At 59.8% G+C, this 24,144-nt stretch carries 23 protein-coding genes; 11 read left to right on the top strand and 12 right to left on the bottom strand.

The features are described 5' to 3' along the window. Window positions 1–11 precede the first annotated feature (11 nt). The 3 genes from Pan44_RS03795 to Pan44_RS03805 are packed head-to-tail and all read right to left on the bottom strand — an operon-like array spanning window position 12 to window position 3,451. Complete coding sequence (locus Pan44_RS03795) at window positions 12–1,595, bottom strand: efflux RND transporter periplasmic adaptor subunit (protein ID WP_145027405.1); 1,584 nt, start codon at window positions 1,593–1,595, stop codon at window positions 12–14. Next, window positions 1,592–2,245, bottom strand: coding sequence for a hypothetical protein (locus Pan44_RS27230; protein ID WP_197453829.1), 654 nt, complete (start codon window positions 2,243–2,245; stop codon window positions 1,592–1,594). The genes Pan44_RS03795 and Pan44_RS27230 overlap by 4 nt, the downstream gene beginning before the upstream one ends. Before the next feature lie 36 nt (window positions 2,246–2,281). Beyond that, window positions 2,282–3,451, bottom strand: coding sequence for an ABC transporter permease (locus Pan44_RS03805; protein ID WP_145027407.1), 1,170 nt, complete (start codon window positions 3,449–3,451; stop codon window positions 2,282–2,284). A 942-nt stretch (window positions 3,452–4,393) separates the two neighbouring features. On the opposite strand from Pan44_RS03805, the gene Pan44_RS03810 reads away from it, so the two are divergent. Together Pan44_RS03810 and Pan44_RS28190 are read left to right on the top strand one after the other, a co-directional pair. Further along, on the top strand, window positions 4,394–5,407 hold the full coding sequence (locus Pan44_RS03810) for a DUF1559 domain-containing protein (RefSeq protein ID WP_145027409.1): 1,014 nt from the start codon (window positions 4,394–4,396) through the stop codon (window positions 5,405–5,407). Between the two features lie 480 nt (window positions 5,408–5,887). Next, window positions 5,888–6,145: a helix-turn-helix domain-containing protein gene (locus tag Pan44_RS28190; RefSeq protein ID WP_145027411.1), complete on the top strand. Its 258-nt coding sequence runs from the start codon at window positions 5,888–5,890 to the stop codon at window positions 6,143–6,145. On the opposite strand, the gene Pan44_RS03820 is transcribed toward Pan44_RS28190, so the two are convergent. The 4 genes from Pan44_RS03820 to Pan44_RS03835 all read right to left on the bottom strand — a co-directional run bounded on the left by Pan44_RS03820 (window position 6,094) and on the right by Pan44_RS03835 (window position 9,549). Beyond that, window positions 6,094–6,621, bottom strand: coding sequence for a hypothetical protein (locus tag Pan44_RS03820; RefSeq protein ID WP_145027413.1), 528 nt, complete (start codon window positions 6,619–6,621; stop codon window positions 6,094–6,096). The genes Pan44_RS28190 and Pan44_RS03820 overlap by 52 nt on opposite strands. A 268-nt stretch (window positions 6,622–6,889) precedes the next feature. Next, window positions 6,890–8,518 carry a DEAD/DEAH box helicase gene (locus tag Pan44_RS03825; protein WP_145027415.1) on the bottom strand — a complete coding sequence of 543 codons (1,629 nt, stop codon included), beginning with the start codon at window positions 8,516–8,518 and terminating at the stop codon, window positions 6,890–6,892. Between the two features lie 3 nt (window positions 8,519–8,521). Then, window positions 8,522–8,938, bottom strand: a complete 417-nt coding sequence (locus Pan44_RS03830) for a hypothetical protein (RefSeq protein ID WP_145027417.1) — start codon at window positions 8,936–8,938, stop codon at window positions 8,522–8,524. Then, complete coding sequence (locus Pan44_RS03835) at window positions 8,938–9,549, bottom strand: hypothetical protein (protein WP_145027419.1); 612 nt, start codon at window positions 9,547–9,549, stop codon at window positions 8,938–8,940. The genes Pan44_RS03830 and Pan44_RS03835 overlap by 1 nt, the downstream gene beginning before the upstream one ends. Before the next feature lie 952 nt (window positions 9,550–10,501). Here Pan44_RS03835 and Pan44_RS03840 point away from each other — a divergent pair. Both Pan44_RS03840 and Pan44_RS03845 read left to right on the top strand, forming a co-directional pair. Next, complete coding sequence (locus Pan44_RS03840; RefSeq protein ID WP_197453830.1) at window positions 10,502–10,819, top strand: hypothetical protein; 318 nt, start codon at window positions 10,502–10,504, stop codon at window positions 10,817–10,819. Window positions 10,820–11,082: 263 nt separating this feature from the next. After that, a complete protein-coding gene (locus Pan44_RS03845; protein WP_145027421.1) occupies window positions 11,083–11,982 on the top strand; it encodes an ArdC-like ssDNA-binding domain-containing protein in 900 nt (299 codons plus the stop codon). A 152-nt stretch (window positions 11,983–12,134) separates the two neighbouring features. On the opposite strand, the gene Pan44_RS03850 is transcribed toward Pan44_RS03845, so the two are convergent. Further along, window positions 12,135–12,935, bottom strand: a complete 801-nt coding sequence (locus tag Pan44_RS03850) for a hypothetical protein (protein WP_145027423.1) — start codon at window positions 12,933–12,935, stop codon at window positions 12,135–12,137. 390 nt (window positions 12,936–13,325) lie between these two features. Between Pan44_RS03850 and Pan44_RS03855 the strand changes: the two genes are divergently transcribed. The 4 genes from Pan44_RS03855 to Pan44_RS03870 all read left to right on the top strand — a co-directional run bounded on the left by Pan44_RS03855 (window position 13,326) and on the right by Pan44_RS03870 (window position 15,380). After that, the gene (locus Pan44_RS03855) at window positions 13,326–14,138 is read left to right on the top strand and encodes a tyrosine-type recombinase/integrase (RefSeq protein ID WP_390620597.1); all 813 of its coding nucleotides are present in this window, start codon (window positions 13,326–13,328) and stop codon (window positions 14,136–14,138) included. A gap of 87 nt (window positions 14,139–14,225) precedes the next feature. Beyond that, complete coding sequence (locus Pan44_RS03860) at window positions 14,226–14,495, top strand: hypothetical protein (protein ID WP_145027427.1); 270 nt, start codon at window positions 14,226–14,228, stop codon at window positions 14,493–14,495. A gap of 3 nt (window positions 14,496–14,498) precedes the next feature. Further along, window positions 14,499–14,912, top strand: coding sequence for a type II toxin-antitoxin system VapC family toxin (locus Pan44_RS03865; protein ID WP_145027430.1), 414 nt, complete (start codon window positions 14,499–14,501; stop codon window positions 14,910–14,912). 147 nt (window positions 14,913–15,059) lie between these two features. Beyond that, complete coding sequence (locus Pan44_RS03870; protein WP_145027432.1) at window positions 15,060–15,380, top strand: hypothetical protein; 321 nt, start codon at window positions 15,060–15,062, stop codon at window positions 15,378–15,380. Between the two features lie 207 nt (window positions 15,381–15,587). Here Pan44_RS03870 and Pan44_RS03875 read toward each other — a convergent pair whose 3' ends face one another. Together Pan44_RS03875 and Pan44_RS03880 are read right to left on the bottom strand one after the other, a co-directional pair. Continuing rightward, window positions 15,588–16,319, bottom strand: a complete 732-nt coding sequence (locus tag Pan44_RS03875) for a hypothetical protein (protein WP_145027434.1) — start codon at window positions 16,317–16,319, stop codon at window positions 15,588–15,590. Between the two features lie 1,562 nt (window positions 16,320–17,881). Next, entirely contained in the window at window positions 17,882–19,291 is a 1,410-nt protein-coding gene (locus Pan44_RS03880) for a replication initiator protein A (RefSeq protein WP_197453832.1), read from the bottom strand. Window positions 19,292–20,030: 739 nt separating this feature from the next. Here Pan44_RS03880 and Pan44_RS03885 point away from each other — a divergent pair. From Pan44_RS03885 to Pan44_RS03895, 3 genes are all read left to right on the top strand, one after another. Next, window positions 20,031–20,711, top strand: coding sequence for a ParA family protein (locus tag Pan44_RS03885; protein WP_315861125.1), 681 nt, complete (start codon window positions 20,031–20,033; stop codon window positions 20,709–20,711). Beyond that, complete coding sequence (locus Pan44_RS03890; RefSeq protein WP_145027440.1) at window positions 20,704–21,147, top strand: hypothetical protein; 444 nt, start codon at window positions 20,704–20,706, stop codon at window positions 21,145–21,147. The genes Pan44_RS03885 and Pan44_RS03890 overlap by 8 nt, the downstream gene beginning before the upstream one ends. Before the next feature lie 113 nt (window positions 21,148–21,260). Continuing rightward, on the top strand, window positions 21,261–21,455 hold the full coding sequence (locus Pan44_RS03895; protein ID WP_145027442.1) for a hypothetical protein: 195 nt from the start codon (window positions 21,261–21,263) through the stop codon (window positions 21,453–21,455). Between the two features lie 95 nt (window positions 21,456–21,550). On the opposite strand, the gene Pan44_RS03900 is transcribed toward Pan44_RS03895, so the two are convergent. Continuing rightward, window positions 21,551–23,383 (bottom strand): serine/threonine protein kinase, encoded by a 1,833-nt coding sequence (locus tag Pan44_RS03900; RefSeq protein WP_145027444.1) that lies wholly within the window; start codon window positions 23,381–23,383, stop codon window positions 21,551–21,553. A gap of 32 nt (window positions 23,384–23,415) precedes the next feature. Further along, window positions 23,416–24,024 carry an RNA polymerase sigma factor gene (locus Pan44_RS03905; RefSeq protein WP_145027447.1) on the bottom strand — a complete coding sequence of 203 codons (609 nt, stop codon included), beginning with the start codon at window positions 24,022–24,024 and terminating at the stop codon, window positions 23,416–23,418. Window positions 24,025–24,144: the final 120 nt, after the last annotated feature.

Raw genomic sequence — 24,144 nt, forward strand, 5'->3', positions numbered from 1 at the left:
TTCCTTCATTCCTACAGTCGCGATGGCGTGGCAGTCACCGGCTTTGCAGTGGTTGCGGAGTTTGACGCTGATTCCTCGCCGCGAATCTGGATTCGCTGGCGGTCCTTCACCAGTTCGCGGCCGGAGGCGATCAGCCGGTCGCCAACGCTCAGGCCGGCAGTGACTTCCACGAGGTCGTTTTGAACCGCCTGCCCGAGCGTCACGAGCCGTCGTCGGGCAGTGCCGGTATGCCGATCCGCAATCCAGACCATCGGTTCCGGGGAACTCGTATCGACCAGCGATCGTGGAATCACTAGGCGCAACGGCGGCTCACCGACATGCAAGGTCGGCGTCGGCGGCGCGAGAAACACCGCCTCGACCAGCATGTCGGGCTTCAGGACGGCGGGCGGCGTCTCGAGAGCGATCTTGACCTGCAGCGTGTTCTTCTGAATGTCAGTGAGCGACGTAATCGCCAGGACTCGGCCTGTCACCGAGCCGGAGACCGCCGGCGTGGCAATCTGAACCTTCTGGCCGGGCAGGACCTGAGAAACATTTTCAAGACGCACATCAGCGCGAACCTGTAGCTGCGCGGGATCGTACATCGTGACGACGGTGCTCGCGTCCTGCAGTGCGCCCGGTGCGAGCCCCATCAGCTTGGTACCCGGCCGGGCTGCAAGGGACAGAACCTTTCCGGTGATCGGAGCAGTAATCACTGTACGTGACAGCTGCAGTTCAGCTGCGGCCAACTTGGCTTCGGCTTGTTCGACCTGAGCCTTGGCGGCGTCCACGGCCGCCAGGCCTTCCGAAAACTGACGCTGCTCCTCGATCTTCAATTCCAGCTGACGGCGTAGCGTGTCCCGCCGCCGCTCCAAAGCGGCCCGCTCTCTGGCCAGTGACTCTTGCTGGGCTTTGAGTTCGGCGATGTTGGCATTCGCCACAGCGAGCTCGCTTTCGGCCCGAGTCACCATGATCGAAGCCACCGCCTGCCCGGCTTTCGTCTTGCTCTCGACTTCATTCCGAGCCTGCTCTGCTCTAGCCTCGGCTGCCTGCAACATTGCCGGAATACGGTTGAGCATCGACTCGGTCTTGGCAACTTCCGAGTCGGCCGCCGCGACCATCGAGATCCGTTCGATCGGCTCCTTGAGGTAGGTCTCAGCGGCCTTCAGCTTGGCCTGAGCGGAGTCCATTCCGGATCGCTGCAGGGCCAGTTCCGCTCTAGCTTGCCTGACTGCAATCTCCGCATCGGCCCGAAGAAGCTTTGCAACCGGATCTCCGGCTTTCACTTCCTGGCCTTCAACGACAGACAGCTCTTCGACAATGCCGTCAATGAGTGAGCTCACAATGACAGGAGTCGGCCGCGGCTCGATCCAGCCTGCCGACCGAAAGAGCGGTGTGTCCATCGCCTGTACCTCCGCGCGGATGGCGATGACCGGCAGAACGGTCACCGGCGTTGCGGCAAGCAAGCTGTCGCGAAGTGACCAGGCCGTGACCGCCGCAAATCCAAGCAGGATGCCGATTGGGATCAGCAGGCGCAGCAGCGACCTACGAGGCCGCCGGATGCTTGCAGGTCCGGCGGCTCGATCGAGGGCCAACTCTCGCAGATTGAGGGCGCTCATGGCTTCGCAGCCGGCTCCTTGGCGTGGTCATGCTTGTGATCGTGGTCGTGGTCATGATCGTGTCCATGAGCAGCCTTCTTCGCCTTCGGGGCGGTAGCCGGATGCACGTAGACGCTCGAAGCAAGCACGGTGAGATTGCCGGCCTCGTCGCGTTGAGCCTTGCCCTTCACGACAACGCTCATCAGTTCCTTAACGCCGAGGAGTTTCCGGGCATCGGTCTCCAGTGTCTTGCCAGATTCGTCGACGAACTTGACCGTGGCCATCGACTTAGGAAGACGGTCTGTATCGCAGCAGTAGTCCCAGGGTGTTTCGCAACTATCCCCTTCAATCTCGTTGCACGGCACTAGAGTCGGGTCGACAATTTGGAACGCGGCACGACCCTTCACCCAGGGATCAGTGCTTCCGCCAATGCGGCCGAGAACCGCGACTTCATCTCCGTCTTTGACTTTCTCACGGGCCTGGACCACGGTCTGATGCTGCTCGGGCATTGCTGCAAGGATGAGCTTTTCCCCTTCCGGTGATGGCTTCAAGGGAGCTTCGACGGCCGCGTCCTTCTTCGCTTCTGGGGTACTGGACGAGCACCCTCCCACGCTGAGGGTGGAACCAAGCGCAAGAAGCATCGCGAACTGTTTGAGTGAAAGATTTCGCATTTCGTTCTCCTGAGTGATGCCTGCCCACGCAGGCGACTAGACCGCTTTCAACGCATCAACAACTGGAAGCTTAAGCACACGCCACGCAGGCGGGATGGAGCCGACGACGCCCGTGGCGACGCCGACACACAGACCGGTCAAGATGGCTACGCCGTCGACGCGAAGCGCAAACGCCGACATCGTGAATCGCACGGCAAAGCCGTTGAGCAGCAGGATCGCAAGCGCTGCGGCAATGATGGATCCTGCTGCCGACAGAATCAGTCCTTCCTGGATCACGCTCAAAGCGATGGCTCGCCTGGAGAAGCCGAGCGTCTGCAGCATCGCTAGTTCGCGGACGCGACCGACGACTGCTCCGAACATGGTGTTCATGCCGGCGAAGACCCCGGCGCCTGAGACGAGTGCCACGATCAGCCAGGCAACCGTTCGAACCGGGCCATAGTGCCGATTGAGCGACGCGTAATACGCAGCTTCGGGCGTCGCCTGCCATTCCAGATCAACCCGTTCCTTGCAGAACTCCTGCAGATCGCTCAGAGCGGACTCGCTTTCCACGGCGACCGAAATCAGGCTCAGATCCTGGCGTTTCATCGCCTGCTGCAGGTCGTCAACGGGACACCAGACTTCGGATTCGAAAGCCGATCCTCCCGCTGAGAATGTTCCACTGATCACCCAGTCCCGGCCTTCGAAGCGGACCGTCTTGCCAACCACCAGATCTTCCAGCGGCCGGCCGAGCTTGGCCCCGGCCATGCGTCCGATGATCGCTTCGCCGGTGACAGGCCACTTCCCTTCCTGCAGCTGAAACATTCGCCGAACGAGTGGCGCTCCAAGCGTCACTCCTCTGACGATTCCCATGGCCGCTTCAGGAGAGCTCTCGGTGATGACTTCTGTTCCGAGATAAAGCTCGGGCGAGACATACTTCTGGCCTTCGCGTTGTTTGACGCCGCTGACGCTGGCCGAAATCACCGCAGCGCCTTTCCCGGGAACCGTGGAATTCTCAATGTTTTCCTGGGCACCCAAGGCATGGATCAAAATGACGCCCGCGTCACCACTCACAGCGAGTGACGTCTCCAGTCCGCGAACGAAAGCAACGACCAACAGCACCAGGAGCACAACCGTGGCCAGGCCCAGGAGCGTCAACAGACTGCGCCCTGGCCGGCGAAACAGATTGCGAATGCCGTAGTCCCACGGCAGAAGTCGAATACCAAGCATAAAGTGATCAACCGGCTGGGGCGGGCTCGAAAGAACGGCACAGGCCGTTCACCGCGAACTCAGCGCAGGATCTACACGCGCAGCAATTGCCCTAAATCCAGCAAAGCACTGAGCCAGTGTGTGCCAGAATCATCAGCAGGGACCCGCAGCTCGGCTGCCGCAACTTCTGGACACCGACTAACGAGTAAGACTTCTTCGGAAAGTGCCGGGGCTGGTGCATCCAAGACATCAACGAGCGTGGTAGGGCTGGCCGACGTAATGACCGCCTCGCAGGGCAGACCCGACACCGGACAAGTCGGGACCTCGCTGCTGGTAGATTCAGCGCCATCACAACAATGGCAGCCCACACAGCAGGCTTGAGTTTCTACCTCATCGTATTGCGCGAACAAACTGACAGCCGCCGAAGCACAGTACGGCAATGTCGTGCCATCCGAGCAGGTGCAGCCGACCCGCGGCATTGACGCGATTAATGCCGTCCACAACGCGAGTCCTCGCGTCAACGTGTTGCAGAGTGTGTCCGCTTGAGAGAGCAAGTCGATTCGACCATATCCAATGACTCGGGGAAGTCTACGGTGCCCGTCGAGGGCGTCACAACACCAAAGTGCCAGCGGGCTTCCACAACGAGGAGCGAGGAAAGTCGCGCCGACCGTCCGATCGGAGCGGAATCCACCAGCCATCAAGAGCTTACCGTTTTACCGATCCAATGCCGATCGGTTTCAGACTGTGCGTAGGACGTGCAGTGGAGCTAGGAATTCGGCCGGAGTGATATTGATCCGGCGCAGGAAGCTGTTGGCGGCCCCATCCAGACCTCCGGCAGGGACCACTCGCCAGATCAGAGTCTAAACCATCCGACTGTCCTTGACAGTCGACTCACCCTCGATATTTTGATTAATCAAACTTATGTATTTAATTAACCAAATTCATGGATTGTCGGTTCGAAACATGCTTCGCACTCATCGCGCGTTTACGTTGATCGAGCTTTTGGTCGTCATTGCCATCATCGCGATTCTGATTGCACTGCTTTTACCGGCTGTCCAGCAGGCCCGTGAAGCGGCGCGCCGGACGTCGTGCAAGAATAACATCAAGCAGATCGGGCTCGGGCTGCACAACTACCTGGATTCGTTCTCGGCCTTCCCGCCCAGCTATTGCACTGTCCCGGGAGTGACGACCACGGTCGGAGGCCAGTGGTCGGTATTCGCCCGGATCCTCCCGTATCTCGAGCAGGCTAATCTCCAGAGTCTGATCAACTGGGGCGTCGCCTACTCCACACAGGTGAACGTTGCCACAACCCGAGTTCCGACGTACTTGTGCCCGAGCGAACCGAACGATGTTGTCAGGATCAACCCGTCAACTGGCGTCCCTCGCGATTATCCCGCCAGCTACGTCGTCAATTTCGGGACCTGGAAGATCTATGACCCGACGAACGGCAGTGGCAGCGACGGGGCCTTCTTTCCAAACAGCCGGATGCGCGCCGCTGATTTCAGTGACGGCATGAGCAACACCTTGTGTGCTTCGGAAGCCAAGACGTTTACGCCCTACCTGCGGAATATTTCGACCGATCCCGGCGCGACTCCCCCGGCCAGCCCGTCATTTGCCTCCGGGCTCAGCGGAGACGGCTGTTGCATCGGGAATTCATTACAGCTGAATACCGGTCACACCGAATGGGCCGACGGGTTGTGTCAGCAGAGCGGCTTCACGACCACCTTCGGACCGAACACTCGCATTCCCCATTCCGTGGGCGGCGTCGAGTACGACATCGACTTCGTTTCCTGGCGGGAAGGAACGCATGCCACGCGCGTCGCCTACGCCGCGCTCCCGGCTCGCAGTCACCACGAGGGAATCGTCCAGACGCTCTTGGTGGATGGGTCCGTCAGAGCCGTTAGCGAGAACATCGACTTACAGGTCTGGCGCAGGCTGGGAACTCGCTCGGGCGGTGAGGTTGTTGGGGAGTTTTAGGACCAACTCAAAGCCGGCCACTTTTCAACGCCTCGTTACTCAGGGTGCCAGGGCTGACCTGAGTCACACCACTTTTACGGTCATCGCTGACCGCTCGTCCGACTCTCCAGTACTGACTCCCGCGTTTCTTCTCGCCAATAGAGGCGCCTGCAGGAAGCGCGCCGGCGAGGTGAACCTCCGTCGTCACCTGTTGCGAGAGCCATCGCACCGGCTTCATCAAAGCGATTACTTCCCGGCGCTTTTCGCAGCGCCTTTGCGGCCGCTCTTCCCTCCGTTGCCTGTGGACTTCGCAGCGATCTTTTTGCCGTGGGGGTGACTGCCATTGGTCATGTGAAGCTCCTGACGGAGAAGGCGAGAGAACATACCCGTTAGTCCATTTTGGACTATTCCAGATTGGACTTTAGTGTCCGCAGAAACCTTCAGCAACGGTCTTCTGTGGAAAAGTCAGTCTTCACGGCCGAGTACGAAGTTCTCCGAACTATGCTGCGGGGCGTTCGCGTCAGCGCCGGTGTCACCCAGCAGGAACTGGCTGTTCTCCTCGATGAGACCCAGTCCTACGTCAGCAAGTGCGAACGAGGGGAGCGACGCCTGGACTTAGTGCAGCTCCAGGCGTTCTGCAGGGCGTTGAATCATCCGCTCGACGTATTCGTCTCCGAATACCTGCGGCGGTCCAAGCGAGTATCTGCTCACTCGACAAGCTCGTCTCGTGTTCCCAAGACCAGCCCCACTCGTGAGTAGAAGCGTCCGAGTGAGTCCCGTGAGGCGGCGATCAGGACCGTTTCCAGTCCGAGGAAGCCGAGCCAGCCTGGCCATGACCACAGGCCCAGAGCCGCTTGATGGCACACGCTGAAAACGACCAGTGCGACTGCCATGTTGGCGTAGAACTGAAAGTACCGGTAGTTGTGTTCGACGGCCAGTTGGAAGGCCAGCAGATGTTCCGTCAGCCTCGAGAAATTGAAGTCGGGCAGACTCAGCCCGGTTGCGTGGTGGATCTGGTCAATGACGGCCCACCGCACGGCGCTCACAGTGAGGCCAGCCGCCAGCGAGCCCATCACCACGTACAAAAAACCGCCCACGCTCGGGTCACGACTTGGTTCGCTGGACATCCAGGCGGTGAGAGTTGGGGAGAAGTTGCTGAAGCCGCACAGGCAGACGAAGCCCGGCAGCAGAAAGGCGATGGTAAGTCCAAAGCTGCGATCGAGCGATTCCGTCATGGCCCGGCCCGTGGTGTCATGTCGCGATGACTACCATGTCCGGCGTCGTCGCGCCAGCACTTCAGTGAAGTGAAGACCAGCGAGTGAAATGCAATCGGACTTGGAGGCCGACGCTTGCACTTGTTTGAGGCCAAGTCCAGAGACGTCGTAACCCGCGAATGCGACATGGCTTGGTGTTCCGTACACATCCATAGACCGGATGCCGATTTAGCCGATGCTTTAACTGTCACACAGTTGGGACTCCCGCCGAAGAGCGCGATAGCTGCCTTCATTCAGAGCCTTCTGCACTCACCTTAGTGACCTTTGCACTGAACTCTTTCGGGTTGGCTTCAATGCTCTGAAGCAGGCGAGCACATTTATCGCTTTCCTCAGTCCTCCGAAAGACGAGGACGAAGGCCGGCTTTACGCGTTTTCGTGTACTCCGGATTCGCAGCGCCTCTTGCCACATCGCCTCATGTGAAGATTTCGGACTCACGAAGATGGCCTCGTCGATGAACGGCAGGTCGAAGCCGCGGCCTCCCATGTTTCGATTCACAATCGCAACCCGGACCGAACCATTACGAAGGCGTGCAATTGCATTCCTGCGTTCCGAGTCGCCCATCTCGCCCCACAATCGGACACACGCTACTCCCGCGGCGGCACAACGAGCACTGAGATACGCACCAACGTCTGTGTTGCGCACCATGACTATCGTTCGAACATGGCGACCGTGTTCTAGTCGGCTCACAATCCAGCGGACTTTGGCCGTGTCAACAGCGGCGGTGCTGTATTCGACGGACCTGACTGACTCCACGCGCAATCGAGTGCCGTCGTCGCTCGTTGCGATCCGCTCATAAACCTGGCATGCCACGTGTGCCAGACGTCCCTCGAAAAGGAACAGCCGTTCTGCGAACGCCTTCATGAGGCGACCAAGCAGACTTCGCAATGCCCGGTTCACCGGCACACGCTGCGGCATTCCGGACGCACCTGCAAAATCGAGATGCTGACGTTTGCCCACCGCGATCTGCGACCCCTGGCGAGACAATGAGGCCGGATCCAATCCCGGCTCAACGAGAAACTCGCGCGTCACATTGTGCCGGATTTTCCTGAGCGTGTCAGTAACCACTAGCCCGACGCGCTCGGCCATGGCTGCGACCTCGACGTCCTCGATGTCGACGATTCGGAAATCTAGAAACGCCGAGAACTGCGCGATGGCTGTCCTTGGTGGGGTGATCTCAGTGAATGTGAACAAGCTTTCCCAAATCTCGGCAGCCTGCCTTTTCGTGGCGCTCATGCACAAGAACCTCGCATTTGAGGTACGCAGTTCGTTTATCAACCTGCTACAGGCTTCACTGAGACGTCCGACGGGTTCTCCTTCGGAATCCAGATCCTCAGCCGCGTGTGCGTCAAATTCGTCAACCACACAAAGCGGTATCGACTGAACCAGCTTCCGAAGGCGGAAGTCACGGTTCATCGCATTAGCGAGGCGTTTCGGCGTCGAGATGACGATTCGTGCACGTTCACACGCCTTCAGCAACTTCCCGGCAGATCGACACGTCAGATCATCGACATTTGCCGCGGGAAGAATCCCCGCCAACCACTCCGCGGCCAAGAAGTGCTGATCCCGAAGCAGTCGACTGGGAACTAAAATCAGACATCGTTGCCAGAAGTCCGGATCTCTCTCATGAAGTGCAGCGAAGGTGAGTTGACTGACCAGCGTCTTTCCGAGTCCTGGATCGAGCAAGAGAAGCCCATCGCCGTTTTTGGCAAGTAGATCCGTCGCATCCTGCACGACAAGTGCTTGGTAACCGCGAGGCTTGAAGCCAAGGAACCGATCACGCAGTGCCTGGTAGACCTCGTCTCCGACGAGGGCGCGCAACGCCTTTTCCGGAGCCTTGAGAGGATTGGGACGAGGCACGGACTAGCCCTTAAGTTTGTCGAGCTCGTGAGTGCTCTCCTTGATCGTCGATCGCCCATGACAGAAGTGGAGAACCATTAGGACCAACGCTGGCAGTATCAGGTATAAGGAAACCTCAATTCTGTTGACGCCATTACTTGCCTTGTAAATTGCGTAGCCACCAAGTGACGCGAAGAGAGCTGCCAGCCCTAGGGGAGCCCACAATGCGAACAAAGGAGCCACGTTGAGCAACCGCTTCTTCTTCCTATCTTGCTGTCGTTTTACAAGAGAATTCGACTTTTGCTGCGCCGGATCCCAGTCATCACAGAATTCAAGCACTTCATTCGCCCATTCATCAATCCGGGCTGTGAACAAGGCAAAGAGGAATGCAATTATCCCCATGTAATAGCCAAACAACGACAACAAATCTGAAGTGCCCATTACTCGTACCTCTTAAGCTGTTGTTCGCAGCGGACCAACACCTCTTTCGCCTCCTCGACCACAAATGTGTAGCTGTAATATCCGTTGACGGCACTGGAGCGTTCCGATGGAGCCATGGTAAGACCTTGCTCTTTGGCGTCTTGCATCAGCGCTTGCAGCAAATTCTGACCATACTTGTCGACTTCCACCGTAAACTGCTGAGTTTGCTCACGTTGCTCGACTGGCGTCTCACCCCACTCCTTGAGCTGTTCGCCTAACTCAGTCTTAATCGCTTTCAGGGCGGTGCGAATGAGGTGAGGAAGCTCCATCTCGGCGAACACACGTTCGATATACGAAGCTTCACCGTACGGAATGTTCCACTGATTAAACAACGTTCCGCGTTTGACGGACTTCCCAGCGTAAAGGTCTGGGTGGGCGAAGATCGCGCGGATTCGCGCTTGATGCATCGCCGAGATGGTTCGGTGTCGCGTGTGCGCGCTCAACCAGTCGGCCCAGTCGTGGAAGGCAAGTTGAGCGACCGCCGCTGCGACGGCCTTTTTGTTATTCTTGTCGGGGAACCGCTTTGCTACTGCGTCAACGACGTCATCGGGCACGGACAGCTTGATCTCCATTGGCCGTTCCTTCACTGGGTCATAGTTGCGCGAATGATAATACAGATGGATTCTGGCGCAGAGTCGTAAGACGAAGGCATGCTCGAGCGATTCCGACGATAGCAAGCCCGCAATCCGCCCCTGGACAATGTAGCGTCGTGCGGTCCTAGCGGTCGAACGACTCGGCCGGAATATCAGGGTGACTATGGGATGGCCGGCGATTCGGTGAGCTTGATCTCCCTCCAAGACGACGGACGGATGACCGTGGAGTCCGAGTTCGTGCGGCACTGATGGCGGGTGCCGTCGGCCGTCACGAAGTGGGAAGACAATAGTGAGTATGGACACTGCCGACCGGCCAAGTGTTACGTCAGAACGGCAGCGTCGATTGTCCATCGACACGAAGAATACTTTCTCTGGACAGCTTCTTCCCGGGGCTCTGCCCCGGCCCCCGGGATTTTCCGAGGGACCTCTCGCATCAGAGAGTGTTCCTGGAATGAATGTGGACGTGTTTGGTCGGCACACGTTCACCCAAGCCGAAAACCGCTTGCCCAAAACCTCTCGGGTCCAGACCGATCGCCACAGCGTCACGCCGGAGAATCCAGGTTCCTCGTCCTCTGGACTGTTCTGTTCGCGAGTATCCCTGACTTCGATCGAATGGGGAGACGAACAGACGAGGGGAGGCGGCCCGGGCGAGAAATCCTGCGCCCGGGCTCGCCCCTCTCTGACGCGAGATCCAGCTATTCCTTGCCAGGTTGGGTCCCCCCAGAGCCTGACTCCGCTTCACTGGACCATGACAGCCTGCCACAGCGGCCGCCGCTACTCAAATTGAGTTAGAGCACGCGGGGACACGGTCCCTCCATAACTCTGTCAGCAGGCCGATCCGCCCTGCTCGGTGAGTCCGTTCAGCGGCCTGACCGAGAGGCGGAAGCGCGTGGAAGGTTTCATTCTCAGTTGGACCCGCAAGGAGTTTCCGATGGCGAACGATCGACCTATCCATGAGATTCGGTTGGGGAAATGTAAAGCTGCGATCTGGGCAAATCCGACGGAACAGGGGACGCGTTACAACGTCACCTTTCTCCGGATTTACAAGCAGGACGACCAGTGGGAGACAACCAGCTCCTTTGGCCGTGATGACCTGCCGCTCGTCGCCAAGCTCGCGGATCAGGCTCACACCTGGATCTACGAGAAACTGGCGCACGAACGAGACGATGCTGCGAACGAGAAGGCCCCTGCGTCCGATCGTCGTTCCGACCGTTCCCCAAGAACGGCGGCCACGACGTCCCGGCGGTAATTGATGTTGTTGATCTGACGGTTTTGTCAGCACGCACTTCCCGCCTCTCTTCTTTCCTGGGCCCTGTTCTTTCAGCGGTCTGACAATTTGGCTTCCGGGTAGACGGGAACTGCCCGTCGGCTCCGACGTCGCCGTGCTGCGGCCAGGTCGGAGACCGATGGCGTGCATTCCACGGTTTTGGACGCGGCTCGATCGTCGAGTGCGTCCTGTTCTTTCCCGAAGGCTCTCTCTCGGAGCTTTCCTGACCCAGAAAGTCCATTCCCATGACCACACGTGAAGAGATTCAGGAACGTGCCACAGCGGCGTTCGAGGAACTCGTGGCAGCCCTGGCGCAAGGCAACAGCGAACAGCTGACGGCTTATCTCCAGACGATGTCCCGGTTCCACCAGTATTCCTTCGGCAACTGCATGTGGATTGTTCTCCAGCGTCCCGATGCCACGCATGTCGCCGGGTTTCAGCGCTGGAAACAGCTCGGCCGATTCGTGAAGTCGGGCGAGAAGGGGATTGCGATCCTTGCTCCGTTGGCGTTTCGCAAGAAACGCACTGCGGAGGAGGAAAGAGGGGAGGACCAGTCCCCGGCCGACGAAGACAATCCCGAGAAGCCATCACGGCGGGTTGCCGGATTTAAGGTGGCCTACGTGTTCGATGTCAGCCAGACCGACGGGAAACCGCTGCCAGAGTTTGCCGCGGTGAACGGAGATCCGGGTGACAGGCTGGAGCGACTCGAAGATGTGATTCGAGGCTACGGCATCGAGTTGAACTATGAGCCGATTTCAGGGGGCGCCCTGGGCGTCTCGGAAGGGGGCGTCATTCGGGTGCTTCCGACGTTGCTGCCAGCCGAAGCATTTTCAGTCCTGGCTCACGAACTGGCCCATGAACTGTTGCATCGCGGGGAGCGAAGAAAGGAGACGACGAAGACGGTTCGAGAGACGGAAGCGGAAGCGGTGGCCTTTGTTGTTTGTCAGGCGAGTGGGATCGAAAGTCGAACCCGGTCGAGCGACTACATTCGGCTGTATGCGGGTGACAAGGAACTGTTGCAGCAATCACTGGAGCACATCCAGCGAGTGTCGACGGCAATCTTGTTGCAACTTCAGGAGGAACCGAAGGCCGTAGCCGCTGTGACCGAGTTTCCAGCGGAGGCTCACGAGTCTGTCGCGGTTTGATGAGGGAGGTTCTGCTTTGCACGCCATCGAGCCTCCATCTTTTTCTGGCTGTGACTCTGCCGCCGATCCTCGTCAACAGTAGCGCCCGGAGGAGATCGCGCTGGGAAGGCCTGCCGACCGTCACCTGTTGTCGAGAAGTTTGCCTCTCGGCTTCAGGATGAAAAGCGTGAATCGTCAGCACCGGTCTCGGTATTGAACCGATATTCCTTCTCACCGAGGGTAATCGTGGTTTGGATACCCATGTCGATCAGCTGCATTGCGATGTTTCCGGGCAGTCGACTTCCCTCAGGCATCAGGGCAACGTACACGTCGAGTCCGCCGTAGAATTGAAGGTGAACCAAGAAGACACCGAACTGGTCGGGCTCAGTAAACTGAAAGTTGAATACCTCTGGATTACGCCCGAGTCGAGGTTTGCCTTGCAGCTCCAGTCCAACCTTGTCGCGAACAAAGCGTTGGAACTCTGCCGGATTCGGTGAATCACTGGGAACGTAGCCAAGTACCGTCTTCGTTGTCCCTCGAAATGTGCGGCCGAAATGGGCTAAGTGGATACCGCGGGCGACTCGATCAAAACACCTCAGCAGCCTTTCGTAGTCAGGGGTTCCCCAGACGACGTCTATGAACTTGTTCGGCCCGAATTCGATGGTTGACCATTTCTGGTTACCCATCGCTCGATTCAATAGCGAAAACGAACTGCGATAGATCGCCCGATTCACCTTTGTGAACTTGTGAGCGTATCCGATTGAGTTGTTGCCGATGATGCCAGCGAGACTGACCATCAGGAATTCATCGTCCCCGGACTTTCCGCTGTTGTGGTCGTGACAGGAGGGCACTGTCAGAAGATTCTGCCGATAGTCCTTCCCAACATCCTTCGACTCAGGAAAGAGGCATCGGGGAGGAACGTGCTCACGAGATGTGCTCGGAAGATCGCACATGTAGCAGATGGTTGATTCCATTTGTTGAATCCAGCAAACAACTTGACGGTCCCACAAGCCATTCGATCGAGGACACGACATTTGACGCTCTGGTTCTGAGGGTCAGGCGACAATTCATTGACCCAGTGTCCGGCCATGTAAAGCTTTTCCGACCCACAATCAATCCCTGTAAAAATGGCGTCTGTCGCATCCCCGCATTCCGATCCATAAAGGACGTTCTGAATCACGATCCACCGTCACGGAATGACAAGTCGCCGAACCGTTTCAAGAACTCCGCTCCCCATTTCTCGGTCGACGTTGCGGCTGCCAGCTGTAATTCGTGCCTCTGGGGCCAAGGCGGCCCGGCGCTTCCTGGAGTTCTTCACTGCTCAGATCCGCAACCGTAACACGCGAGAGGTCTACCATCGGGCCGTGTCTGACTTTCTTGCCTGGGTTGCTGATCAGAACGGCTCACTCGACCTGATCGAGCCAATCCATGTGGCGGCCTACATCGAGTACATGGCGACGATCTACGCGCCGCCGACTGTGAAGCAGCACCTGGCCGCGATCCGAATGTGTCTTGATTGGCTCGTCACGGGCCAAATCATTGCCAGTAATCCCGCCGCCTCAGTCCGCGGACCGAAGCACATCGTCAAACGGGGCAAGACACCCGTCATTACGGCCGACGAAGCGAGGCAACTGCTCGACAGCATCGACACGTCGACGCTGATCGGGCTCCGCGACCGGGCGCTCATCGCCACCATGCTCTTCACGTTCGGCCGCGTCAGTCCGGTCGTCGGGATGAAGGTCGACGACTACTACCAGATCGGCAAACGGTCCTGGATTCGGCTCCACGAGAAAGGGGGAAAGTTCCACGAGGTCCCGGCCCACCACACGGCGGTCGAGTATCTGGACGCCTACCTCACCGCGGCAGGTCATACTTACGCCCCCGACTCTCCCCTCTACCGGACGGCCCGCGGCAGGAGCGGGGAACTAACCAACCAGCCCATGTCGCGGCAGGACGCCCTGCGGATGGTCAAACGCCGGGCTCGCACGGCTGGCCTCTCTGATCGGGTTTGCTGCCACACGTTCCGGGCGACGGGGATCACCGTCTACCTGTCGAATGGTGGCGTGATCGAAAAGGCCCAGGCCCTGGCCGGGCATGAATCGCCCCGGACGACGAAACTGTATGACCGAACCAGCGACGAAGTCAGCCTGGACGAGGTCGAGCGGATTCTAATTTGAGGGCCCTCCCCTCCATGCCCATCCGGAATTCCAAGCACCTGCACATCGTTCTGGCCTGCTAGTTGTCAGTCGTGGTAGAATACCCCCATGGAAACGATCATCCGGAACGTCCGCGACCTCCCCGAAGTCGACCGCTCGGCGGCTGAGCAACTGGTCGGCCACGAGCTGACGCCGGACCAGCAGCTGGTGATCGTCGTGCAATACTCCCGCGGTCAAGCGCTGGCACCCAAGTCGACGGGATCGACTCCCAAGCTTCCGGACTGGTGCAATGTCTTCTCCGGGCTCAATGACCAGGAAGTAGCTGACCTGGAGGAGGTCATTCTGAGCCGCGCCGATCTTTCTCGCGCGACCGAGTAATCGATGTCGCCTGCGGTTCTCATCGACACCGATACGCTCTCGGAAGTTCTCAAACAGAAGAACGCGCTCGTTGTCGCGCAGGCTGCGGCCTATCTCGACGAGCATGGGCGGTTCAGTTTCTCGGCGCTGACCCGGTATGAAGTCCTACGCGGTCTGACCAGCAAAGGGGCCGCTGTTCAAATCGCCCAGTTCGAAGCCTTCTGTGCTCGGTCCGAGATCCTGGCGATCGATGACGCCGTGCTGACCCGGGCCGCCCGTCTGTGGGCGCTGGCTCGACAGATGGGCCAGTCCCGGTCCGATGCCGACCTGATCATCGCCGCCACGGCCCTGGTCCACGGTCGGCCGCTGGTCAGCGGCAACACGCCGCACTTCGCCTGGATCCCGGACCTGATGCTGCTGAACTGGCGAGTGGGCTGAGTCCTCAGGGGACGGCGACATCCAGTTCCATTCCCTCCATTGACCACCGGCCCACGTCAGGGGCCCGATGGCCACAGAACGCTGTTTGAGTAGCGGTGCGATTCATGGCAGTCTCGGTGCATCAACCTATGTGCACGGAGGTGCTGTATGACCGAAGAATCGACCACGAAGAAGAAGACGACGAAGGATCAAGACACCGCGAGTGTGGAGCCCGCAAAGGTGATCCGCCAGGGCGCGATTGCCGCCTCGATCTGGAAACGGCAGAGCCCGTCGGGGTTCGCCTACTACGACTTCACGATCAGCCGTAGCTGGAAGACCCAGACGGGGAAGACGGGCTATTCCAGGTCCTTCTTCGGAGCCAATCAGGAGGCCCTGCTGCACGTCGTCACCGAGACGACGAAGTGGATTGCGGAGAACACTCAGGAGCAGCCGGAACTGGCTTCGGAACCGGCCGCGATGGCGGCCTAATCACGCGGAGACCGCGGCTCCTTCAGGGGCCGCTCTTCCCTTCTCCCCCATTTCCCATGGGCCTCATCGAACTCCAAATCACCCTCTTGGTGCTGAACCTGTCGGGCCTGATCCGCTGGCCGTTGCCGCTCGTCCTGGCACCGTCGTGGATCTTGTTGACGCTCTTCCTACTCCTATCCCACATCGCAAGACTCCCCTGAGTCTTCGTCAGACGCTCATCGCCGAACGGGCATCCTCTGTCGATCCCTGCGGCAACCACTCGCCGCGATCAATGACCTCGAACGGCTTCACGATCTGGCGTTTATACCGCAGCACGGTTGTCGGCAGTTTCGACAGGCCCGCCTCGCCCCGTTGTTCGTTGACCAGCCGCAGGATGTTCAGCATCTGCCGCCGAACCGGAGCGTAGGGCTCAAACGGGACCGAATACAGGAGCTTTGACAGCTCTTCCGCCGACCGGCGACAGGCCACGCTCAGGAGATCGGCCCGCAGGTCCTTGAACCGCTCGCGGGCAATCTGCACCCGGACCCGCCGTTTCCCGTCCGCCACCGGTTCCCCGTCGGCGTCGTCCTTCCGCAGAAAGCCCCCCTGCTTCACGGAGAGCGAGTAACCTTCGATAGCGATCGGTGACTTCCTGGCGTCGCGGATGTTGTCGGCCTCCTCGGCGAAGAACGGGTGCTCCCCCTTCGTCGCAAGTAGGACCCAGTGGCGCCCGTATCGGAGGTAATGAACGTTCGCATGACCGACCAGCTTGCGGCGGGCCCGCTGCTGACGGGACAGGTCGACGCCGTACTTCTCGATCAGCTTCGCATCGATGGCTCGCGGATCTTTGCCATCAGGAACGTACCCACCCACCCAGAACCAGTATCCGTGCGGCAAGATGTTGCTTGCCAGTTGTTGAACGAAGCCTTCCAGGCTCGTGGCCTCACATCGATAGTCCATGCGCGTCTCCTCCTGCTGAACGGCCAAACTGCAGCCGCTCAGAAGAAGGGGCTTGATCCTCAGCCAAGCCCCGACGTTGAAACCCTTCAGCGAACCAAATTCGCAAACCTCAACGGACAAACCTCGTCCTTTGACTGAAACCTCCGAAAGCGGACAAGACTCGTCGACTTGGCGTCGGAACTACATTTCAATTCCGACGCCGCCAATTCCATAGGCGTACCGCATTGCTCAAAACCTCGGTGAACCGACCGGGTGCAAGGCACACCGGTCCTGTTCACCGTCAATTCGCTGCGAAAGCACACGCTCACTCCCGTGAACGTCTGGTTTCACCGCATTGCTTCCCACCAAGGAAACGGCACGAGGTGTCGCTCACGCGATTCCCCTCGTTCCTGCCTTCGTCACCCATTGCTGTCATCCCTTTCGTGGAGTTCCTCTGCCCCGGCACCACCCGGTCGGCCAACTCACGGGATCGGACTGCCTTGCCCGATGCACCGCTCAACGTCAGGACCTGCTCCCGCAAGTCCCTCGGTCGACTCCTACTCAGGACACACTCCCCCTCATCAGGCGTTTCACTCGACAGTGTTCCGCTCTTCGCACGGACTGACCGGAGACCGGTCAGAGGTGTGCGAACGGAGCACCGCAAGCTGTTGTCACCCTGCACATCAGCAGGGCACCGGCTTACCAGGCCGGAAGCCTGAGAGGTTCCTGCGTTCGTCCTGCACTTCATCGCTCAAGTCTCGTGGCTGAGGGGGTGTGATCCCCCGAACCCTCCGTCGCACGTGCACCCGTCAGGGTGTCGCACTCACGCGGCCACTTTGGACCGCCTTTCCCCGGGCAAAACGTAGAAACTCCCGGGTATCGCTCGACGGAAAGCGTGTCGCCGTGAGGGACGGCCTGTCGGCCCTCCCTCACTGTCTCGGCATCGACTCTTGAGCAACTCACTGGCAAGCCCTTCCGGGCCTTTCATGGTTGAGCTCTTCACGGCCGATGGATTTGCCATCGGTCCCCGGAGTGATCAACTCCGGCAGGTCGTGTCACCACGACGCTGGCTCCCCACGCCAGACGGGTTCAACGGACGGTTCTCGCCCGAAGCCCCTCGTTACGGATTCGAGGCCATTAGCCTCCCACCGCTTTGAGCATGACGGCTCCGGCCAGCGAACATCGCTGGACCGAAGTTTTCCCGCATCGCCCACGTTCGGCGGCTACGGGCTCTGTGGAGGGCCCTTCGCCGCTGTCAGTATCGGATAGAACGCTGAGATTGGACTGGTTGGTGACCAGGATTACTTCAGCGAGCCTCCGTCGATCTGGACAAGCACCTCTCGATGCATCCAGCTCTACAGCAGACAGCCTGACGGTGGTAAATCTCCGTCCCCTTCGCCGATTGGTGATCGGTTCCCGGGTGCTGTCTCGTGACCAAAGGCACTCATCAAAGCTTTTACGACCATTGACAGTCGTTCGGCCTATCCCCGCCGAACCGGACGAGCGTAGCGCGGGGCCGATCGCTACTCAAATCGCCGGACCCGCGAAATGCGACAGCCCTGTCGCATTTGCAGACCGGCGGCTCAGGCCAGCGTCTTGAAGTGGCTGATGACGATCTGCCGCAGCAGCATCTCGGCGAACGGGGTGTTTTCGAGCTTGCGGTACTGGGCGACGGCTTCGGAATCGCCGGTCGCCAGGGCCGCTTCGGCCGCTACGGCCCGCTGCTCCGATGACGCTTCGTCCCAGGCTCGAATGGCCGCCTGATGGGCGTCGGCATCGACGACCGCCGCCGCGGCCGTCTTCTGTTCGGCCAGTCGTCGCTGCTGGGCCTTCCGTGTTCGCTCGTCGCAGGCGGCCTTCGTGACGAAGCCCCTGGGCGGCTGGTAGTCCTCGCGAATGGCGGCCGCCAGATACCCCGCCGGGTTCTGGGAGATCCGGGCATCTTTCCGCTCCAGCATCCAGTCGTGGAGTTCGATCTTTTCGGCAATGCGTGACGCTGGGAACTCCCGAACCAACGCCGCTGCCATGCTGGTGCGGAGACCGCGATCGGTCAGCTCGACGACGAGTGGCTCCTGGGATTCGGCCACAGCCGAGACGGCGTCGCCTTTCGACTGCCGCAGGAGCGAGATCGTCCATTCCCCGTGGCGACGGCGAACGAACCGCGTCTGAGTCGGCTCCGGGACCAGGAACCCGATCGACTCCAGTTCTTCGAGGGCCGGTTGCAGCTTGCGTTTGAGCTGGGCGCTGTCGTAGTTCCGCCCCAGCCCGACGTGTTCACAGGCAAACACCCGCAGATCCATCTCGAATCGCTTGGAGCGATAGAACCGTTTGTCGAGGAACCGGTACGCCTGACGGGCCGCCGGGATCTGCAGTCGAAAGTAGGTGTTGAGGTCGAGCCGCTTGAGGTGATTCGACTGGAACGACGAGAACAGCATCGAGTTCCACGAGAACGTCGACTGCCCATCATCGGAGGGGCCACTGCGCCCTTCTTTGCCGCGGAGATCGAGCGATTCCAGGATGTGGAACGTCTGGCTCTTCCAGCGTCGGTGACTGCGGTCCCACCAGGCCCGGTTGTAATACAGTGTGACGCTGGCCCAGCGTTGCAGCGATTCTTCGAGACGGCGATAGGATTTTCCGGAGTTGTCCCAGCCCAGGAACTTCACCAGTTCGTACCGAGTGAACGACACGGTCGGCGACTGGAACCGGGTCCGGCAGTTCGTGAGATGCATCAGGACCAGCAGAACGTCGCTGTCGACGGGCGTCGGCAGGCCGAAAGCATCGCTGGCCGAGATAATCAGCTTGCGATGCACCAGTTGCTGATTGCCCTCGTCGAAGATCTCATCTTCGAACGTCAGCGTCTTCTGATTGGGATTCGTGCGGTGTCCGCACGCCGCGAGCGGAAACTCGGCCAAATTCAGCTCGTCGGTGCCGAGCGTCCGGTTCGAGTCGTCGAACTCGATCGTCTTGAGATTGGCCCGTTCTGTCTCGCCCACAAATCCCTTCCGTTGTTCCTTCGTCCAAAAGAACAACAACCGTCTGTTGTTGTTCTTTGATGATCTTTATTAACAGATCTTTGCCCCCCGCCAAACCCCCGAAATGATAGGCGAATCAGGGGCCAAGTCTGCCTCGCATCCCGGTAGTTTGCCCTCGAAGTCTGCCGTCCGCCCCGGCATTTGGCTGCTGTCAATCCCGCGAAATCCCTGCCCTCAGTCCCGGTCCTGCTGCCCTGAATCCCGGCCTGAAATCACGTGAAGTCTGTCTCAGATCCCGGTACTCGCAATTCGGCCCGGAACTCCGCTCGTTCCAAAGTCTGCCCTGAGTCCCGGTTCCGAGGGCCCCGTTCGACACATCGGCATCTGATGCACATCGGATGGAGAACGATTCCGCTTCAACCGACTTGAAGTTCAGGCTTATCGCGCCGCTTTCCACGGAGCAAGCACTTTCGTGCGGACTGGCCAGTGGCGTTGCCGCCTGGACCGCTGCCCAGGTTGATGCTCGGCCGCTCAACAATCTGGCATGCTGTCTAAACGTCATGCTGACATGATGGCCTGCAATCAAGATTGCCGTGAGCAAAGGTGACTGGACGAGGAGCCGGACGCACAACCAGGCCGCTGCGTACCGGGAATGCAGGCAGAGTTCCTGAACACGTTTCCCGACGGCCGGTCAGTCGAATGACAACCTGCGTGAAAAAGCCTCTTGCCGGAATGCTGGCGGCGTGAGATGCCAGAGGGCATGAAACTCGTCTTCGCAAATTCCAAAGGTGGTGTCGGCAAAAGCACGCTGGCTGTGCACGCGGCCGTGTGGCTCCGCGACCGAGGCTTTTCAACCTGCGTTCTGGATCTCGACCCGCAGCGCAGCTCGGCCGCCTGGATCGCCGAAGTCGCCCCCGACATCACGGTTCACATCGCTGACACGCCGGAGGAATGCCTCTTAAAGGTCCAAATTGCCTCGGAGCAGGGCGATCTCCTGGTAATGGATGCTCCGGGCGGGCTCGATGAATTGACACGCGCGGCGATGATGATGGCGGATGTGGCGTTGCTGCCGATTACGCCTTCCATCCTCGACCTGCGAAGCGTTCAGACGGCCACGAACACCCTTCGCTACGCCCAGCAGCTGAATGGCGGTCGCCCTGAGGGCGTCCTGATCCTGAACCGTATGAAGAGCCGGGATTCCATCAGCCGTGATCTGAAAGAAGCGGCGTTGTCGCTCGGAGTGACGGTCGCTCGGACGTCCGTTCGTGATCTCCAGGCGTTTCGTGACGCACCGCAGCAGGGGACCGTCGTGTCCCGCATGGGACGTCGCGCCGCGTCGTCCGCCGCCGAGATCGACGCGTTGTTCGATGAGCTCTTGGGTACACGTATCAGGAAATTGCAGGAACAAATGGTTGTGAACAGGGAGGTGGGAAATGGTTGATCGCAGAGGATTGAGTCAGGCGATGGGATTGTCGTCCGACAAGCTGGCCTTCATCACGGGGAAAGCGCCCTCGCCAGAAGTTGAAGACTCCACATCGGAACTGACCTTCGACGTTGAGACGTCTGTCTCCAGTGCCCCGGTGGCCGAGATTGAAACGCCGGGAACATCGAAACCCGAGCATGCCACGGCGAGAACACGACGGCCGCACCGACCGCGAAGCTCATCGCGTCAGGCTGACATCAAATTCACGCCGGAACCGGTCGGGCTGTATGGCCCGATCAAGGTTCCGCTCACGATCCGCCTGAATCCCCAGACGGCCGACGCACTGCGTCGGGCCTGTCTCGAACAGAAACTCGCCCGTCGCACGCCGAATTCCCAACAGGAGATTGCCGAAATCGCCATCGCTGGTTGGCTTCGCGAGCAGGGCCATCTGTGATTCACCCGCGGTCTCGGGATCTCTCGCGCATCACGGGCGGGAGCGCTGGAGGCCGTTGGATGGTCCAAAGGTTGACTCCGATTCGAAAGGAATTGAGAGCAGGAGGTTCTAAGATGTCTCATCGCTTCGAGACGTCGATGCTGGAGCAACGAGTCGTTGTCAGCCCGGAAATCCGGCGGATGTTGACGCGGCCCCACCGAAAACGACAGGCGCCGTCCCTGTGGCAGCGACTTGTTGCATTCTTCGGCCTCGGTTGCCGCCCGCGGTCGGTCGTCTGGTGCTCGCATTGCCACCGCATCGCGAACTGAAGGCATCGTGTGCGGGCGGTGCGAGGAGCTTCGACTCCCACATCGTCCGCCAGTTCACTTCCTGAAGGTTGTTCCGACCATCCAACGCCCCTCACTCAGCTGCGGGACGGCAGCACATCATCTGCCGGTTCATCGTAGCGCAACCATTTGCCGACGTCATAGTCGAGTCGCATCAGGGCTGACCGCCATTCCTCCGCCTCCTGGAGGTCGTCGAACCGGCCCGCGAATGACGCGCGAATCACTTCCGGCAAACCGGTCTGCTCCGCCAACAGCCGCCACGTCGCCCGGGCCGTTTTCGACCGCGGCGCAAATCGGGACTGCAGCGCCACCGTCGCCATCAAGGCTTCTCGTGGCTGCTCTGGTGTGATCCGCTGCTCGATACCCCGCCACAATGTGCGGAACCAAACCTCGACCGCATCGAGCGACTCTTCCAGTGCCGGAAGATCGGAGGCCCGCAGGTGAGGAGCGCGATACGCCGCCGTTCTTAGTCCCTCGATGTCTGGTGGCGAAGGCAGCTCCCAGCTCAGCCGTTCGACTGCGCTCTGGGCATCTTCTGCGGCCAGGGCGACGCCCATCCCATAACCGATCCGATCGCGCACCGGTCTTGGCAGCTTGTCGGATGGATCGAGTTCGCGTGTGGCCGCGAATGCCTCCTGCATGGTTCGCAGCCGCGTCAGACAGAGCCCCAGCGACGTTCCAAACTGCCACGCAATCAGTCGGCGACGCGGGGGCGGAATCATTTCCTTGGCCAGCGTTGCCTCAAGGTAGTGTTCCAGCGTGTCGGCGAAATCGACCGCTGTTGCAAATCGCCGGTCCACGTGCCGTGTTGTCGCCGTCCCGCAGATGGTTTTTAGCAACTCGGACGTTTCGTCAGGGAACTCGGGTTCGTGAACGTCGCCCATGAGAATCGAAGCGACGAGGGCCTCTTCGCGACTGGCGGCCCGTACGAAGGGACGACTGGCAATCAGTTCGTACAACAGGACGCCCAACGCGTAGATGTCCTGTGAGACCCCCGCGTCAGCCGCGACGCCGACGAGGGATTCCTGGCTCATCATCCCGAGCGTTCCTGGCAGCGGACCGTCGGTGTTCTGGTCCGGGGGAGCAGCCCGGCTGATGTTGAAATCGGTGAGCCACACCCGCTGCTGCCGATCAACCAGAATGTTCTCGAGTTTCACGTCTCCATGGATCAGATCTTGACGGTGAAGTCGATCGAGAGACCGAGCCGTCTGGACGATCAGCCTCAACTGTGAACCCTGATCGAGATGCGGCGGAAGACCTGGGCCGCCCTCCGTATCGATCCAGTCGATGACGAGAACTGGACCGAACTCCGCCTCCTGGAAATCGAGCCGCCGCGGCACGCCGTCTCCCGCGACCTGTTTCAGGATCGCCGCCTCCTCACGAATCCGGTCGGCATACTCGCTATCGCTTTTGTCATCCGTTCCCCTCCGTGGAATCTTGACGGCGGCGACGGAACCATCCGTCAACGACACTCCTCGGTAGACGACGGCCACGCCGCCGGAGGCGACTCGCTCCTCCAGACGCCAAGTTCCGAAAAGGACTTGTCCAAGGAAGGCCCGGTCGATGGGACGGGAGAGCTCAAGGTCCTCCGCTGGGAAACCAAAGACTTCGATGTCGCTCCATGCGACACCGTGTCGCATTTCGACCCGGGACTCAAAGAGATTTCTCAGGCTGGCGATCAGATCCTCAGGTCTCACATCGAGACCTGAACTCGTCCAGCACTGATGCAGCCAGCCGAGATCGTAGTCATGACAGGCCGCCGCGATCTCCAACATCAAGGCTGCGGCCTGCGAACGCTCCACTGGCTGTGATGAACCAGGCAGCAGATCGATCGGAAGCTCGTCGGGATCGACGGCCAGTCGTTCATCAAAACGAAAAGCCAGATCGGACAGCTGCGCCGGTGTCAGCATCGGAGCGACGAACGCGGAACCAGGTGGAAAGCTTACTCGGGATTCACGGCTTCTCGGACTCGGTCTCGAGCCCGCTTGATCTGGGACCGGATTGTCGGTTGTCGATAGCCCTTGAATCGCTCCGGGTGACGGCTCAGGACATCCTCGATCTCCGCGGCGTTCATGCCAACGACCAACCCGAGCAGATTGTGCAGCATTCGCTCGATCTCGTCTTCATTGAGCAGCTCGCTGATCGTGGCCCGGACCACTTCTCGCATCGCCGCCTTTTCATCGGGAGCGATCACATCTCGGGTGACGTGCACCACCGCGTCTGAGCCACCGACATCGCGCCGCGCATCCCGTTGTTTCGCCTTCTCGTATCGAATCGCATTGCACCGAACGCGCTGGGCGATTCGGAACAACAGCGCGCGAAACACATCAGAACTCTGAATATAGGCTTGGTCTCGCTTCGCACGCTCGATGGCTCGACGCAACGACGTTTCCGCCATCGCCCTCGCGGTGACTCGGCTGTTGAGTTCTTCTGGGAGGTGCTTTTCGACCGAGGCCTCGACCTCCGCAATCAGCTGGTCGTAGAGCCAGCGAATGTTGTCGTTGTCGCTGAGATCGCCCTGGAGGACATCGGTGATCGTGCGTTCGGACATCACACTCGCGGCTTTTCAGACTGGTGGAACAATTTCAGAAAACTTGCAGAAAAAACACGTTCTCTCTTTTCGATCCGCCGGGCCGTTCGGGACGGAGGGGCAGGAAGACGCCATCCCCCT

This window comes from Caulifigura coniformis (assembly GCF_007745175.1).
Taxonomy (GTDB): domain Bacteria; phylum Planctomycetota; class Planctomycetia; order Planctomycetales; family Planctomycetaceae; genus Caulifigura; species Caulifigura coniformis.